12 protein-coding genes are annotated in these 13144 nt (G+C 70.1%); 6 read left to right on the top strand and 6 right to left on the bottom strand.

Annotated elements, in window-relative coordinates; genetic code table 11:
* Nucleotides 1–163 precede the first annotated feature (163 nt).
* From EDF51_RS13435 to EDF51_RS13425, 3 genes are all read right to left on the bottom strand, one after another.
* Entirely contained in the window at nucleotides 164–658 is a 495-nt protein-coding gene (locus EDF51_RS13435) for an HNH endonuclease (RefSeq protein ID WP_111085210.1), read from the bottom strand.
* Nucleotides 659–1023: 365 nt separating this feature from the next.
* Nucleotides 1024–2067: a C40 family peptidase gene (locus EDF51_RS20450; RefSeq protein ID WP_123293317.1), complete on the bottom strand. Its 1044-nt coding sequence runs from the start codon at nucleotides 2065–2067 to the stop codon at nucleotides 1024–1026.
* 177 nt (nucleotides 2068–2244) lie between these two features.
* Entirely contained in the window at nucleotides 2245–2940 is a 696-nt protein-coding gene (locus EDF51_RS13425; protein ID WP_111085212.1) for a metal-dependent transcriptional regulator, read from the bottom strand.
* A gap of 174 nt (nucleotides 2941–3114) precedes the next feature.
* Here EDF51_RS13425 and serC point away from each other — a divergent pair, with 174 nt between their 5' ends.
* Nucleotides 3115–4230, top strand: coding sequence for a phosphoserine transaminase (gene serC / locus EDF51_RS13420; protein WP_123340884.1), 1116 nt, complete (start codon nucleotides 3115–3117; stop codon nucleotides 4228–4230).
* Between the two features lie 96 nt (nucleotides 4231–4326).
* Here serC and EDF51_RS13415 read toward each other — a convergent pair whose 3' ends face one another.
* Both EDF51_RS13415 and EDF51_RS13410 read right to left on the bottom strand, forming a co-directional pair.
* On the bottom strand, nucleotides 4327–5064 hold the full coding sequence (locus EDF51_RS13415) for a DUF3027 domain-containing protein (RefSeq protein ID WP_131877453.1): 738 nt from the start codon (nucleotides 5062–5064) through the stop codon (nucleotides 4327–4329).
* Nucleotides 5065–5068: 4 nt separating this feature from the next.
* Nucleotides 5069–5446, bottom strand: coding sequence for a cold shock domain-containing protein (locus EDF51_RS13410; RefSeq protein ID WP_131846066.1), 378 nt, complete (start codon nucleotides 5444–5446; stop codon nucleotides 5069–5071).
* Nucleotides 5447–5555: 109 nt separating this feature from the next.
* Here EDF51_RS13410 and EDF51_RS13405 point away from each other — a divergent pair, with 109 nt between their 5' ends.
* The 5 genes from EDF51_RS13405 (at nucleotide 5556) to EDF51_RS13385 (ending at nucleotide 11877) form a co-directional block, all read left to right on the top strand.
* Nucleotides 5556–5801, top strand: a complete 246-nt coding sequence (locus EDF51_RS13405; protein ID WP_123340886.1) for a hypothetical protein — start codon at nucleotides 5556–5558, stop codon at nucleotides 5799–5801.
* 28 nt (nucleotides 5802–5829) lie between these two features.
* Entirely contained in the window at nucleotides 5830–7593 is a 1764-nt protein-coding gene (locus EDF51_RS13400; RefSeq protein WP_131877455.1) for a helicase-associated domain-containing protein, read from the top strand.
* 48 nt (nucleotides 7594–7641) lie between these two features.
* Nucleotides 7642–9339 (top strand): DNA repair helicase XPB, encoded by a 1698-nt coding sequence (locus EDF51_RS13395; RefSeq protein ID WP_131877457.1) that lies wholly within the window; start codon nucleotides 7642–7644, stop codon nucleotides 9337–9339.
* 51 nt (nucleotides 9340–9390) lie between these two features.
* The gene (locus tag EDF51_RS13390) at nucleotides 9391–10086 is read left to right on the top strand and encodes a response regulator transcription factor (RefSeq protein ID WP_017888045.1); all 696 of its coding nucleotides are present in this window, start codon (nucleotides 9391–9393) and stop codon (nucleotides 10084–10086) included.
* Nucleotides 10087–10152: 66 nt separating this feature from the next.
* Nucleotides 10153–11877, top strand: coding sequence for a HAMP domain-containing sensor histidine kinase (locus tag EDF51_RS13385; RefSeq protein WP_123936847.1), 1725 nt, complete (start codon nucleotides 10153–10155; stop codon nucleotides 11875–11877).
* A 179-nt stretch (nucleotides 11878–12056) separates the two neighbouring features.
* Here EDF51_RS13385 and EDF51_RS13380 read toward each other — a convergent pair whose 3' ends face one another.
* Entirely contained in the window at nucleotides 12057–12953 is an 897-nt protein-coding gene (locus EDF51_RS13380; protein WP_131877459.1) for a hypothetical protein, read from the bottom strand.
* Nucleotides 12954–13144 lie beyond the last annotated feature (191 nt).

Here is a 13144-nt window from a genome sequence, read left to right as displayed (position 1 = left end):
TGATCATACAGCGTTCACTGACCTGTTGCGAGCGAACGGCGGACGGGAGGCCCGTGGCGGGCCCGCCACGTGCCTCCAGTCCGTCATCGAGTGAGCACAAGACGACGGGTCGCCGCCCGCGACCCGTCGCCTTCTGCTCACTGGGCGCCTGCAGCGCAGGCCGCTACGCGGCCACGAGGTACTCGTCCCACTCCGCCTGCGGACGCTCGATGCCGCGGACGACCCACGACGAACCGTGCGGGATCTTCGGACGGAAACGCAGCCGCCACCCCATCTCCTGCGGGGTTCGGTCACCCTTCTCGTTGTTGCACGCCAGGCAGCAGGCCACGAGGTTCTCCCACGAGTCCTGCCCACCGCGCGACTTCGGCTGGACGTGGTCGATGGTCGTCGCGTGCCGGTCGCAGTACGCGCACCGGTTGGCGTCGCGGCGCAGGACTCCGCGGCGCGACACCGGCACGAGTCTCGAGTGCGGGATGCGCACGTACCGGGTGAGGATGATGACGGACGGCCGATCGAAGCTCGAGGTCGACCCGGTGACCGGGTGCTCGAGGTCGGCTGCGACGACGGAGGCCTTCTGGTTCATGACCAGCACGAGGGCTCGTCGGAACGAGATCACCGCGAGGGGCTCGTAACCGGCGTTGAGGACGAGAGTGCGCATTGGTTCCCTTCCGACGTGCCTGGACGGCTTCCAGGCGCTGCGGGTGCGTCGGACCGGGGTCCTTCGCAGGTGACCGTCGCTCGCGCACACGTCCCCTGAACCACGAAGAGCACCACCCGGATGGGCAGTGCTCTGGTCATGCAGGGGCGTGCTCGTGCACGCAGGCGGTGGTCGACCGTATGTCGATGCGCGCGCGCCGACCCATGGTGCGGGTCGTGCGGAACAACGACATGGGGTCTCCCTGCTCGGGGCCTTGCGGACCGGTGCAGCGCCAGGCTACGTCAGAAACCGGCCCGGCACGAGGGTGCACGGGCCGGTTTCGGCGATGTTCACGGGTTCGATGCCCCGCGGTCGGGTCTGATGCCTCAGATGCCGAAGCGGACGATGTGGTAGTCGCTGGTCCAGATCGGACGGATCGACACGGAGCCACCGGGCTTCGGGGCGTCCATGATCATGCCGTTGCCCATGTAGAAGCCGTCGTGCGCCTCGTTGTTGAAGATGACGACGTCGCCGGGCTGCGCCTCGGACTCGGGGATCGTGGTGCCGGCCTGGTCCTGCAGCGGCACGGAGTGCGCGAGGTTGATGCCGTACTGGGCGTAGACGAACATGACATAGCCCGAGCAGTCGAAGCCGGACGGGTCGGCGCCGCCGAAGACGTACGGGGTGCCGATGTACTGCTTGGCGGTGGCGACCACGGCCGGCAGCGAGAACGGGGTGTCCGCGGCACTGGAGCTGGCCACGTAGTCGGCGGCGGACGGGCCGGTGTACGAGGCGTACTGCTCGGCGGTCTGGGCACGCGCCGCCTGCGTGGCCGATGCTGCCTGCTCGGCCTGCTCAGCGGCTGCCTCGGTCGCTTCGGCCTGGTCGGCTGCAGCCTGCTTGGCCGCTGCGCGTGCGTCGAGCGTCGCGGTCGACGTGGCGCCGTAGCCGTCACGGCTGGTGCCGGCCAGCGCGACGGCGTCGGACACCGAGAACTCCTGGCTCTCCGTCGCACGGACCTGACGCTGCGCGTTCGCCGCCTCGGTGCCGGTGGAGGTCTGCGCGGCGAAGGCCGGCGCGACCGCCACGGTGCCGAACATGCCGGCGGCGACCGTCAGGACGATGGGGGCGAGGAACTTGCGCTTGCGCGACGACGAGCTCGCCTTGGCAGCGGTCGCGGTGGCTGCGGCCTGTGCGGCACGACGGCCACCGGGGAGCGGGGCGGAGCGGACCGGGACGACCTTGCGGGTCGGGCGCGCGTCCGCCTGGCGGACGGACCGCCGGGTGAGCGGTGCGTCGGTGGCGTTCTCGGTGTTCGTCGGGTTGGCGGGCGTCTGGTCGTCCGCGGCGGAACCGGTCTGCGTCAAGGGTGTGGTCTCCGGCGTCTCGTCATCACGCTGCCGTGGGTGTCCGGCGACGTGCAACCCCATCCGTTCGTCATCGTTTCCGATCGAGGCAGGAGACGGGTTCGAGACGTCCTGCCACGGGTCTCCGGCTCAGGCGCAGCGCGGGGACTCGACGAGTGTACGGGGCCGTCGTTACCTTGTCGAGATGAAACGGGCCGTTTGTAACGAAACGGTAAAGAAGCCCTGGTCAGGGCCCTGAAATCAGTCCCGCTCGATGTACACGTGCTGCGCGACCTCGACGGGGAGCTCGATGCCCGAGTCCTCACCCTCGACGCGGACGGCGACGTAGGCCCCGGCGCGCTGCACGCTCGCCAGACGACCGGGCATGACGCCGGCCGTGCGGAGCTGGTGCAGGAGCTCGGGCTCGAACTGCACGGGCTCGCCCAGACGACGGATCACACCGGTCGCGACGGCGTCGGTGCCCTCGGTCGCGGCGACGATGTTCTGCACGCCGTCGAGGAACCCGGCGGCTGCGGGGCCGCCGATCTCGGCCAGGCCGGGGATCGGGTTGCCGTAGGGCGACTCGGTCGGGTTGCCGAGCATCTCGAGCAGGCGGACCTCGACCTGCTCGCTCATGACGTGTTCCCACCGGCAGGCCTCGTCGTGGACGAACGCCCAGTCGAGTCCGATGACGTCGGCCAGCAGGCGCTCCGCCAGACGGTGCTTGCGCATGACGTGGGTGGCCCGGGAGCGCCCTTCGTCGGTGAGCTCGAGGTGACGGTCGCCGGAGACGACGACCAGGCCGTCGCGCTCCATGCGGGCGATGGTCTGCGAGACCGTCGGGCCCGAGTGGCCGAGGCGCTCCGAGATGCGAGCGCGCAGCGGAACGATCGCCTCCTCCTCCAAGTCGAGGATGGTGCGAAGGTACATCTCCGTGGTGTCGACGAGATCGGTCACGGTCCGCCTCTCATGTCTGGGCCCAGCGGCCACCACCCTACTTGTTCGGACCGACGAACTCCGACCGACACTTGCACGGGGCAAGAAGAGGGCCGTGGCCGCAGCGCTCCAGGCCTCCCCGTCCGGCCGGTACAGGCGCACCAGCACTGGGATCGCGCTCGGTAGGATCGGTGCATGGCAGACATCGTCATCCCCGCCGAACTCCTCCCCACCGACGGCCGCTTCGGCTGCGGACCGTCCAAGATCCGCGGCGCGCAGCTCGAGTCCCTCGTGACGCGCGGGGCCACGATCCTCGGCACGTCCCACCGCCAGAAGCCCGTGAAGGACCTGGTCGGCAGCGTCCGCTCCGGGCTCGCCGACCTGTTCCAGGTCCCCGAGGGCTACGAGGTCGTCCTCGGCAACGGCGGCTCGACCGCGTTCTGGGACGCCGCCGCGTTCGGCCTCATCGAGCGTCGCGCAGAGAACCTGTCCTTCGGCGAGTTCGGGTCGAAGTTCGCCAAGGCCGCCGGCGCCCCGTGGCTCGAGGCACCGCACGTCGTCGAGGCCCCCGGCGGATCGCTCGCCGCGCTCGAGCCCGTCGACGGCGTCGACGTCTACGCCTACCCGCACAACGAGACCTCGACCGGTGTCATGGCCCCGGTCGTCCGCGCCGCCGGTGACGCCGGAGCACTGACCGTCGTCGACGCCACGAGCGCCGCCGGTGGTGCCGCGTTCGACGTGGACGCCACTGACGTCTACTACTTCGCCCCGCAGAAGAACTTCGCCTCCGACGGCGGCCTGTGGCTCGCGCTGTTCTCCCCCGCCGCGATCGAGCGCGTCGAGCGCATCGCAGCGAGCGGTCGGTACATCCCCGAGTTCCTGTCGCTCAAGAACGCCGTCGACAACTCGCGCCTGAACCAGACGCTGAACACCCCGGCGATCTCGACGCTGCTGCTGCTCGACGACCAGGTCCGCTGGATCAACGAGTCCGGCGGCCTGGCCTGGGCCGACACCCGCACGAAGACCTCGTCGTCGACGCTGTACGACTGGGCCGAGTCGGTCGACTACGCGACGCCGTTCGTGACCGACCCCGCAGCCCGCTCGCAGGTCGTCGCCACGATCGACCTCGACGACTCGATCGACGCCAAGGCCGTCGCCGCGACCCTGCGCGCGAACGGCATCGTCGACACCGAGCCGTACCGGAAGCTCGGGCGCAACCAGCTGCGCGTCGCGACGTTCACCGCGATCGACCCGGACGACGTCGCGAAGCTCGTGCAGGCGATCGACTTCACGGTCGACGCCCTGCGCTGACCCGTCCGTCGCGCGGGCCAGCGCCGGCGACGAACACCACGGAAACGACGAAGCACCACGGGATCCCGTGGTGCTTCGTCGTTGTTCGGGTGCGTGTCAGGAGCGGTGGAAGTCCGGGTCGACCTCACCGGCATCGAGCTGGGCGCCGTCGAGGTCGGCGTCCGGGTCGACGGGCTGCACGCGCTGCGCGCGACGACGGCGAGGGGGCTGCGGGGCGTCGTCGACGTCCTCGTCGTCCGCATCAGCGGTGTCGGCGAGCGCATCGACGTCCACACCATCGATGTCGTCGTCGTCCGGTTCGTCGAGGTCGTCCTCGTCCGCTTCGAACTCGGAGTCCTCGTCGTCCTCGTCGTCATCCGACTCGTCGTCGGCTTCGTCGTCGTCCGAGTCGTCGTAGTCGGCGTCCTCGTCCGACTCGTCATCGAAGTCGTCGTCCTCGTCGTCCGACTCGTCGTCGTCGCCCTCGTCGTCGTCGCCCTCGTCGTCGGACTCCTCGTCGGACTCGTGGTCCTGCGCCGCCCGGTACTCGGCCAGTCGCTCAGACCACGGCACCCACTCCGGTGCCACGAGCGAGCCGTCGCCGGGCATCAGCTCGACCTCGAGCACGGTGGGGTCCTCGTCGCCCACCTTCGCGACGCTGACGGTCCAGCGCCAGCCGGGGTAGCCCGGCATGCGGTTCGCGAACAGGACGGAGACGACGCCGTCGCCCTCGTCCACGGTGCCGACGGGCGCGCCGATGCTCGACTCGGGGGTCACCTCGAGCAGCGCGGTCCGCGCCAGGTCTGTGTAGTCAACGGGTACTGCGTCCACAGGTACTGCGTCGCTGTCTGTCATGGCGTCACGCCTCCAACTGGTCTGCGACGTGCCGCAGGATGGCGGCGAGTCGATCGCCGTTCTTCGGGTAGCGGCCGTGGCGGAGGTCTCCGCTGATCCGGTCGAGTTCCTTCACCAGGTCCTCGACGATCACGGCCATGTCGTCTGCGGAGCGACGGGTCATCCGGGACAACGACGGCTGCGGGTCGAGGAGCCGCACGGACAGTGCCTGCGACCCCTTCTTCCCCTGCACGACGCCGTACTCGAGCCGGGATCCCGCCTTCACGGTCACGACGCCTTCGGGCAGCGAGGACGCGTGCAGGAACACCTGGTCGCCGTCGTCTCCGGTGATGAAGCCGAAGCCCTTGTCGTCGTCGTAGAACTTGACCTTGCCGGTGGGCATGCGTGGACTCCTCGAGGTCGTGGTACGGCCGTGGTGCGTCGGATATCCTGGGTCGATGGCCAATCCGACCCGATCAACCGGGAACCCGCAGGATTCCGCAGAACCCCCGGTGACGTTCAATCGTACCGAACGCGCTCTGGCGTTCATGGTCGGTGGCATCTTCATCGCTGCGTTCCTCTGCATGGCGGCGATGATCGTCATGTGGCTGACGGTCCCGAGCGCGCAGGGCTCCATGCCGTGGCCGGTGATCATGGCGATCCCGCTCGTCGGTTTCCCGATCGGCATGGTCCTGGTCTTCACGCTCCTCGCCATCACTTGGACGCGCCGCGCACGAGCCAACCGGACGGCTCGCTGACGTCCGCCCCGGACGCTGGCACCGGACGATGACGACCACCGCCGACCTGGCCGCCCGACTCCGGGCGTTGCCGGACGACTCCCTCGAACGACTCGTCGCTGCGCGGAGCCTGCCCCCGGCCGCCCTCGGCGAGACCGGTCCGCAACGGATCACCGACTTCTTCGACCTGGCCGAGGCGCTCCGCACCGACGACGCGGTCGACGCCGCCGTCGAGCACCTGCCCCGCGCCACGATCCTGGCGCTCCGCGACGGCGGGGACGCCGACCGCCTCGGTCCGGCGATCACGCTCGGCCTGGCGGACGAGGACGGCGCCGTCGACGACGCGGTCGCCGCACGCGTGGCCGCCCACCCCGACCTCGTGGCACTGCGATCGACGGGAGGCCCGGATCGCCCCGACCGCGCCGCCCACGCCGACGACGTGGCCGGCCAGGACCGCGCGCGCACCACCGGCGCGGAGCAGGCGTTCTCGAGCATGACCGTGCTCGCCGAGCTGCTGCGTGCGGTGGACGCCGGCACCGTCCGCGAACTCGTCAAGGGCGGCATCGGGACGCCGCTCGCGAAGACCCTGGCCGAGCGCATCGGCACCGACGCCGACGTCGTGCCCGGCCGCCTCGCACTGCTCGACCGGGTCGGGTTCGCCGACCCGGGCTCCGGCCGGTGGACGGTCACCGACGCCGGACAGGACTGGCTCGTCGCCGACTGGCCGGACCGCTGGGCGACCCTCGTGTCGGCCTGGGCGGACACCCTCGGCCCCGCGGTGCACGAGGTCCTCGCACTCGCCGACGACGACCTGCGCGACCTCGTGGCACTCGGCCGCTGGGCGTACCCGGCGGGCTCCCGCTGGCTCGACGCCGTGCTGCTCGACGCGGCCGGCACCGCCGCGTCGCTCGGACTCGCGGTCGACGGCATCGTCACGAGCACCGGCCGCGCGCTGCTGGACGGTGACGCCAGGCCTGCAGCGGACGACCTGCCCGGCACCGTCGGCCAGGTGTACCTGCAGCACGACCTGACGGTGATCGCCCCCGGGCCCCTCGCCCCGGTCGACGACGCCGCCCTGCGCACGGTCGCCGTGCTCGAGGCACCCGGTCTGGCCGCCCGCTACCGCATCTCCGAGGACACCCTGCGCACGGCGTTCCGTGCCGGGCACTCCCGTGACGACGTCCTGGCGCTGCTCACCCGGCTGTCGTCGACCGGTGTCCCGCAGCCCCTCGCCTACCTGGTCGACCAGGTCGCCGGACGCGACGGCAGCATCGTCGTCGACCGCGGCGAGGGCGGGGTCGGCACCGTCGTCCGCGGCACCGCGGACCAGCTCGACCTGATCGGTGTCGACGCCGAACTCCGGCAGATGGCGTGGGAGCGCAGCGACCTGACGACGCTCACCACCCGCTACCCGGCGCACGTCGTGCACACCGCGCTCGAGGACCAGCGCTACCCGGCCGTGCTCGCGACCGGCGCCCGCCCCGAGACGCACCACGGGCCTCCCGGTCGGCGCAGCCCCACCGGACGCTCGCCGGAGCAGGCGGCGCACGCACTCGTGGAACGGCTCCGCCTGACCACCCAGCGCGGCGATGCGGAACCCGAGCAGGAGTGGCTCGGGCGGCAGATCGACCTGGCCGTGCGCGGACGCACGCCGATCCGGCTGACAGTGCGGATGCCGGACGGCTCCGAACGGCCGTTCTCGATCATCCCGACCTCGGTCGCCGCCGGACGCGTCCGAGGGCGCGACACCAGCGTCGACGTCGAGCGCACGTTGCCGCTGTCGCTCGTCGTGGCGGTCGAGAGCGACGCCTGAGGTGCACGGTCACCCGAACGCAGGTGACGACGGCTAGGCTGGCAGGTCATGAACGGACCGCTGATCGTGCAGAGCGACCGCACCGTGCTCCTCGAGGTCGCACACCCCGACGCCGAGGACGCACGCCACGAGCTCGCGGCCTTCGCCGAACTCGAACGCGCCCCCGAGCACGTGCACACCTACCGCATCACCCGCCTCGGCCTGTGGAACGCACGGGCCGCCGGACACGACGCCGAGGAGATGATCGCCACCCTCGAGCGCTTCGCGAAGTTCCCGGTGCCGCAGAGCGTAACCGTGGACATCCGCGACACGGTGTCCCGCTACGGCCGACTCGTCATCCGGCGTGAGGAACGCGACGACGCCCCGGTCATCGCGAACTCCCCCGCCGAGGAACTCGAGCGCCTGCCCGTCCTGCTCCTGACCGCCGAGGACCCGTCCGTGCTGGCCGAGGTCATCCGGTCGAAGCGGATCAAGCCACTGCTCGGCAACATGCGGACCCCTTCCGAGGTCGAGCTGCAGCCGTGGGCACGCGGGCAGATCAAGCAGGAACTCGTGAAGCTCGGCTGGCCGGCCGAGGACCTGGCGGGCTACACCCCGGGGCAGCCGCACCCGATCGACCTCGACACGGCCGAGTGGCACATGCGCCCGTACCAGGAGCAGGCCGTCGACACCTTCTTCGCGCAGGGGTCCGGAGTCGTCGTGCTGCCCTGTGGCGCCGGCAAGACCCTGGTCGGCGCCGGGGCGATGGCGACCGTCAAGGCGACCACGCTCATCCTCGTGACGAACACCGTGTCCGCACGGCAGTGGCGCAGCGAGCTCCTCAAGCGCACGACTCTGAAGGCCGAGGACATCGGCGAGTACTCGGGCAGCGTCAAGGAGATCCGGCCGGTCACGATCGCGACCTACCAGATCCTGACCGCCCGTCGGAAGGGCGAGTACACGCACCTGTCCCTGCTCGACGCCCTCGACTGGGGCCTCATCGTCTACGACGAGGTCCACCTGCTGCCGGCCCCGGTGTTCAAGCTGACCGCCGACCTGCAGGCCCGCCGACGCCTGGGCCTGACCGCGACGCTCGTGCGCGAGGACGGCCGCGAGGGCGACGTCTTCTCGCTCATCGGCCCGAAGCGCTACGACGCTCCGTGGAAGGAGATCGAGGCCCAGGGCTACATCTCCCCGGCCGAGTGCTACGAGGTGCGCATCGACCTGCCGCACCAGGAACGCCTGGAGTACGCGGCCTCGAGCGACGACGAACGGTACCGGCTCGCCGCCACCTCGCCCGCGAAGACCCCGGTCGTCCGCGAGCTCATCGAGAAGCACCGCGGCGAGCAGATCCTGGTGATCGGGCAGTACATCGACCAGCTCGACGCACTGGCCTCGTCCCTCGACGCGGCCGAGATCACCGGTGCGACGCCCGTCGACGAGCGCGAGCGGCTGTACGACGCGTTCCGTGCCGGCGAGGTGGACGTGCTGGTCGTGTCGAAGGTCGCGAACTTCTCGATCGACCTGCCCGACGCCACCGTCGCGATCCAGGTCTCCGGGTCGTTCGGGTCACGACAAGAAGAAGCGCAGCGCCTCGGTCGACTGCTCCGCCCGAACAAGGACGGCCTGCCCGCGTCGTTCTACACGCTCGTCGCCAGGGACACCGTCGACCAGGACTTCGCACAGAACCGGCAGCGGTTCCTCGCGGAGCAGGGGTACTCCTACACGATCCTGGATGCCGACCAGGTCCAGGCGCCCGTGGGCTGACGTACGCACCGCTCTCAGGAAACCATTAGGGAACGGTCAGAAGATAGGACCATGAGCGATGGCCCCAAGATCCTGATCGTCGACGACGAGCCGAACATCCGCGACCTCCTGACGACCTCGTTGCGCTTCGCCGGGTTCGCCGTCCGTGCCGTCGGCAACGGCGCACAGGCGATCTCGGCCGTGCTCGAGGAAGAACCCGACCTGATCATCCTCGACGTGATGCTCCCCGACATGAACGGCTTCGGCGTCACCAAGCGCCTGCGGTCGTCCGGGTACACCTCGCCGATCCTGTTCCTCACCGCGAAGGACGACACCGAGGACAAGATCACCGGCCTCACCGTCGGCGGCGACGACTACGTCACCAAGCCGTTCTCCCTCGACGAGATCGTCGCTCGCATCAAGGCCATCCTCCGTCGCACCATGAACGACGAGGAAGACGCGATCATCCGCGCCGGCGAGCTCACCATGGACCAGGACACGCACGAGGTCACGATCGGTGACGCGCAGATCGAGCTCTCCCCCACCGAGTTCAAGCTGCTCCGCTACCTGATGCTCAACCCGAACCGCGTGCTGTCGAAGGCGCAGATCCTCGACCACGTCTGGGAGTACGACTTCAACGGCGACGCCGGCATCGTCGAGAGCTACATCTCGTACCTGCGTCGCAAGCTCGACCAGTACTCGGCCGAGCCGATCATCCAGACCAAGCGCGGGTTCGGGTACATGCTCAAGGCGTCCAAGGCCTCGTAGCCCGTTCCGTTCTTCACGGCGGTCGTCCGGTTTCACCGGGCGGCCGCTGTCTATCGTTGGGGCAGCATGCACACGCGAATGAGCCGCTGGTGGGACGGGATCTCCCTGCGCACCAAGATCACCGGGATCACGGTGCTCCTGGTCGCGCTCGGCCTGCTCGTCGCCGGGCTCGGCACGATGACCGTCCTGTCGACGTACCTGATGGCGCAGCTCGACAACAACGTCAAGGGCACCACGGAGCAGCTCGAGGGCCAGAACATCAGCGACGGCGAGCAGTACTGCAAGCTGTCGGTCGTGCTGTCGCAGAGCGCCTACGTGGCCGCGTACGACGCCGACGGCGACCAGATCTGCCAGACGAAGGCATCGAGCCGTCCGGACATCCGCGAACTGGACTTCTCCGCAGCGGCGCAGAACGGCGCGCGCTTCTCGCTCTACGACAGCCAGCACAACCACGAGTGGCGTGCTCAGGTCATCCCGGCGTCGCTGCAGAACCAGACGAGCGGTTCCACCGAGACCGGCTTCGTGCTCGTCGCGGTGTCGAGCGCCGACACCGACCAGACCATCGCCCGGTTCACCGTCATCTTCCTGGGCTTCGGCATCTCGGTGATCCTGCTCGGCGCCATGCTCACGCGGCTGCTCGTCACCGCCACGTTCGACCCGTTGCGCGACGTCGAGGACACCGCTGCACGCTTCGCCGCCGGGGACTTCAACCAGCGCCTCGAGGCCGACACCCCGAACACCGAGGTCGGGCGACTGAACCGCTCCCTCAACGTCATGCTCGAGCGCATCGACACCGCGTTCGAGGACCGCCAGCGCACCATCGACCAGATGCGGCGGTTCGTCGGCGACGCCTCGCACGAACTCCGCACCCCGCTGGTGTCCCTGCGCGGGTACGCCGAGCTGTACCGGATGGGCGCCCTGCGCAAGGAAGAGGACGTCGCCCAGGCGATGGAGCGCATCGAGAAAGAGGCGAAGCGGATGGGCCTGCTCGTGCAGGACCTGCTCCAGCTCGCCCGCATCGACGAGTCCAAGCCGCTCGAGCTCGGCCCGGTCGACCTCGTCGCCATCGCCCGTGACTCGGCGCTCGACACCATGGCGTCCAACCCGGACCGCGAGATCCAGGTCCTGGTCGAGGACGCCATGACGGGCGAGAGCGTCCCCCAGGCAGTGCGGCCGCCCGCTTCGTCGTCCTCGCTCTCGTCGGGGTCGTCGGACTCGTCGGGCTCCTCGTCCGACACGGGCGAGGTCCCCCCGGCATCGCCCACGTCGGCGAACACCACGGGTCCCATCGCATTCTCGCGGCAGACGATCGCGCGGCTGCGTGCTCGGCGCACCCGGGCGATGGACATCGAGGCCGGTGCCGCTCCCACCGACGAGACCACGCCGCTTCCGACGGTCGTCATGCCCCAGCGTCCCCCGATCGTGCTGGCGGAGGAGAACAAGATCCGCCAGATCGTCACGAACCTGATGGGCAATGCCATGCGGTTCACCGAGCACGACGACCCGATCGAGATCGGCGTCGGGGTGGACGACGACCGCGGCATGGCCCACATCGACGTCATCGACCACGGTGAGGGGATCCCGGCGCAGCTGCGCGACAAGATCTTCCAGCGGTTCTGGCGTGCCGACACCTCGCGTGCACGGGACACCGGTGGCTCGGGCCTCGGGCTCGCGATCGTGTCGGGCATCGTCGCGGCGCACCACGGCTCGGTCGAGGTCTTCGACACCGAGGGTGGCGGCGCGACCTTCCGCGTCTGGCTGCCGCTGCTGCCGCGCGACTACGCCGCCTGACGCGGGCGCGCGGCGCGGCCGTGGCCCGTGCGGTCGCAACACCCCGTCCGACGCCGCCGAGTGGTCACGGGCCGTCGTCTGCGCCCCCGCTGACCGACAGTTCGTGACCGGTCGGCGCGCAACCGACGGCATGTCGTGACCGCCCGGCGAAGAGATCTTCAGCGTGGCGGTCACGGCCGTCACGCTGACCGCCGACGACTTCCGGCCGCTCGGACCTCGAACGCCTGGCGGAGTCGCTCGAACAACACCGCGGGTCGGTGTGCGTCCGATGCCGTCGCGTGGATCACGAGCCAGTCGTTCACCACGAACCCGTTGTCCCGTCGTTGATCGTGTCGGAAGGTGTCGCGCTCCCGGTGGTGATCGCCGTCGTACTCCAACGCGATGCCGAACTCCGACCACGCCATGTCGACGCGCCCGAGGAACCGCCCCGCACCGTCGTGCACGTCGACGTTCAGCTCCGGCTCGGGGAACCCCGCTTCGACCACGGCCAGGCGGAGCCAGGTCTCCTGCGGCGACTCCGCCCCGGCTCGGACGAGGTCCAGCGCGCGCCGAGCAGCGAGCGCGAAGCGTGTGCCGGGGCGGATCGACGCACGGAGGTCATCCGCCGTCGCCAACCCGGCTGATCCGACGAGATGATCTCCGATCGCGACGAGCGCGTCTTGTCCGAGCACGCCGACACACTCGAACCACATCTGCGCTGGGACACTGACCAGGAACCCGCGGTGTTCGACCGTCCTCGGCCGGTCCAGGCGGTGTGCGACCACGCCGGGCCGACGCATCCGGCTCCCGTCCCTCGTGGTCGAGACGTGCACCGGCCCGACCGAGCGCACCGACAGCGGAAGTGGCGCACCCCAGATCGCGGCGGCGGTCGTGTGGCTGAAGAACTGATCGGGACGCATGACCAGGGCGACGGCGTCGACGAAGTCCACCGAGCCGATCGGGGCACGGACACCGTGGACCGGGGCTGCCAGGTCGGCTCGTCTGACTCGTTCCGGATCGATGCCGTGCCCCACCGCATCGGCCACACGGAAGGTGGATCGGTCGAACGGAGCAGGGAGGCGACGGGCAGCTGGCATGCCGTCATGGTCGTTGCGGGGCACGCGAGCCGACCATGAGCGCTCGAGACCTGTGAAGAACGAGGTGAGCCGGGCCTCCTGTGCGGGAGAGAAGACCCCATATACGCGCAAGCCGCACACACGAGCCGGCCACGACTCCCCGCTCCTGCGCCGGCCAACGGTCACGATGCGTCGACTGGGACGGGCACAAC

The organism is Curtobacterium sp. PhB25 (assembly GCF_004365375.1).
GTDB lineage: Bacteria > Actinomycetota > Actinomycetes > Actinomycetales > Microbacteriaceae > Curtobacterium.
This window is presented reverse-complemented; position numbering and strand designations above follow the sequence as displayed.

What these genes read in the sequence shown, in the direction of transcription:
- EDF51_RS13435 (WP_111085210.1), bottom strand. Translation starts at nt 658, where the DNA reads ATGCGCACTCTCGTCCTCAACGCCGGTTACGAGCCCCTCGCGGTGATC.
- EDF51_RS20450 (WP_123293317.1), bottom strand. Translation starts at nt 2,067, where the DNA reads ATGGGGTTGCACGTCGCCGGACACCCACGGCAGCGTGATGACGAGACG.
- serC (WP_123340884.1), top strand. Translation starts at nt 3,115, where the DNA reads ATGGCAGACATCGTCATCCCCGCCGAACTCCTCCCCACCGACGGCCGC.
- EDF51_RS13415 (WP_131877453.1), bottom strand. Translation starts at nt 5,064, where the DNA reads ATGACAGACAGCGACGCAGTACCTGTGGACGCAGTACCCGTTGACTAC.
- EDF51_RS13410 (WP_131846066.1), bottom strand. Translation starts at nt 5,446, where the DNA reads ATGCCCACCGGCAAGGTCAAGTTCTACGACGACGACAAGGGCTTCGGC.
- EDF51_RS13400 (WP_131877455.1), top strand. Translation starts at nt 5,830, where the DNA reads ATGACGACCACCGCCGACCTGGCCGCCCGACTCCGGGCGTTGCCGGAC.
- EDF51_RS13395 (WP_131877457.1), top strand. Translation starts at nt 7,642, where the DNA reads ATGAACGGACCGCTGATCGTGCAGAGCGACCGCACCGTGCTCCTCGAG.
- EDF51_RS13390 (WP_017888045.1), top strand. Translation starts at nt 9,391, where the DNA reads ATGAGCGATGGCCCCAAGATCCTGATCGTCGACGACGAGCCGAACATC.
- EDF51_RS13385 (WP_123936847.1), top strand. Translation starts at nt 10,153, where the DNA reads ATGCACACGCGAATGAGCCGCTGGTGGGACGGGATCTCCCTGCGCACC.
- EDF51_RS13380 (WP_131877459.1), bottom strand. Translation starts at nt 12,953, where the DNA reads ATGCCAGCTGCCCGTCGCCTCCCTGCTCCGTTCGACCGATCCACCTTC.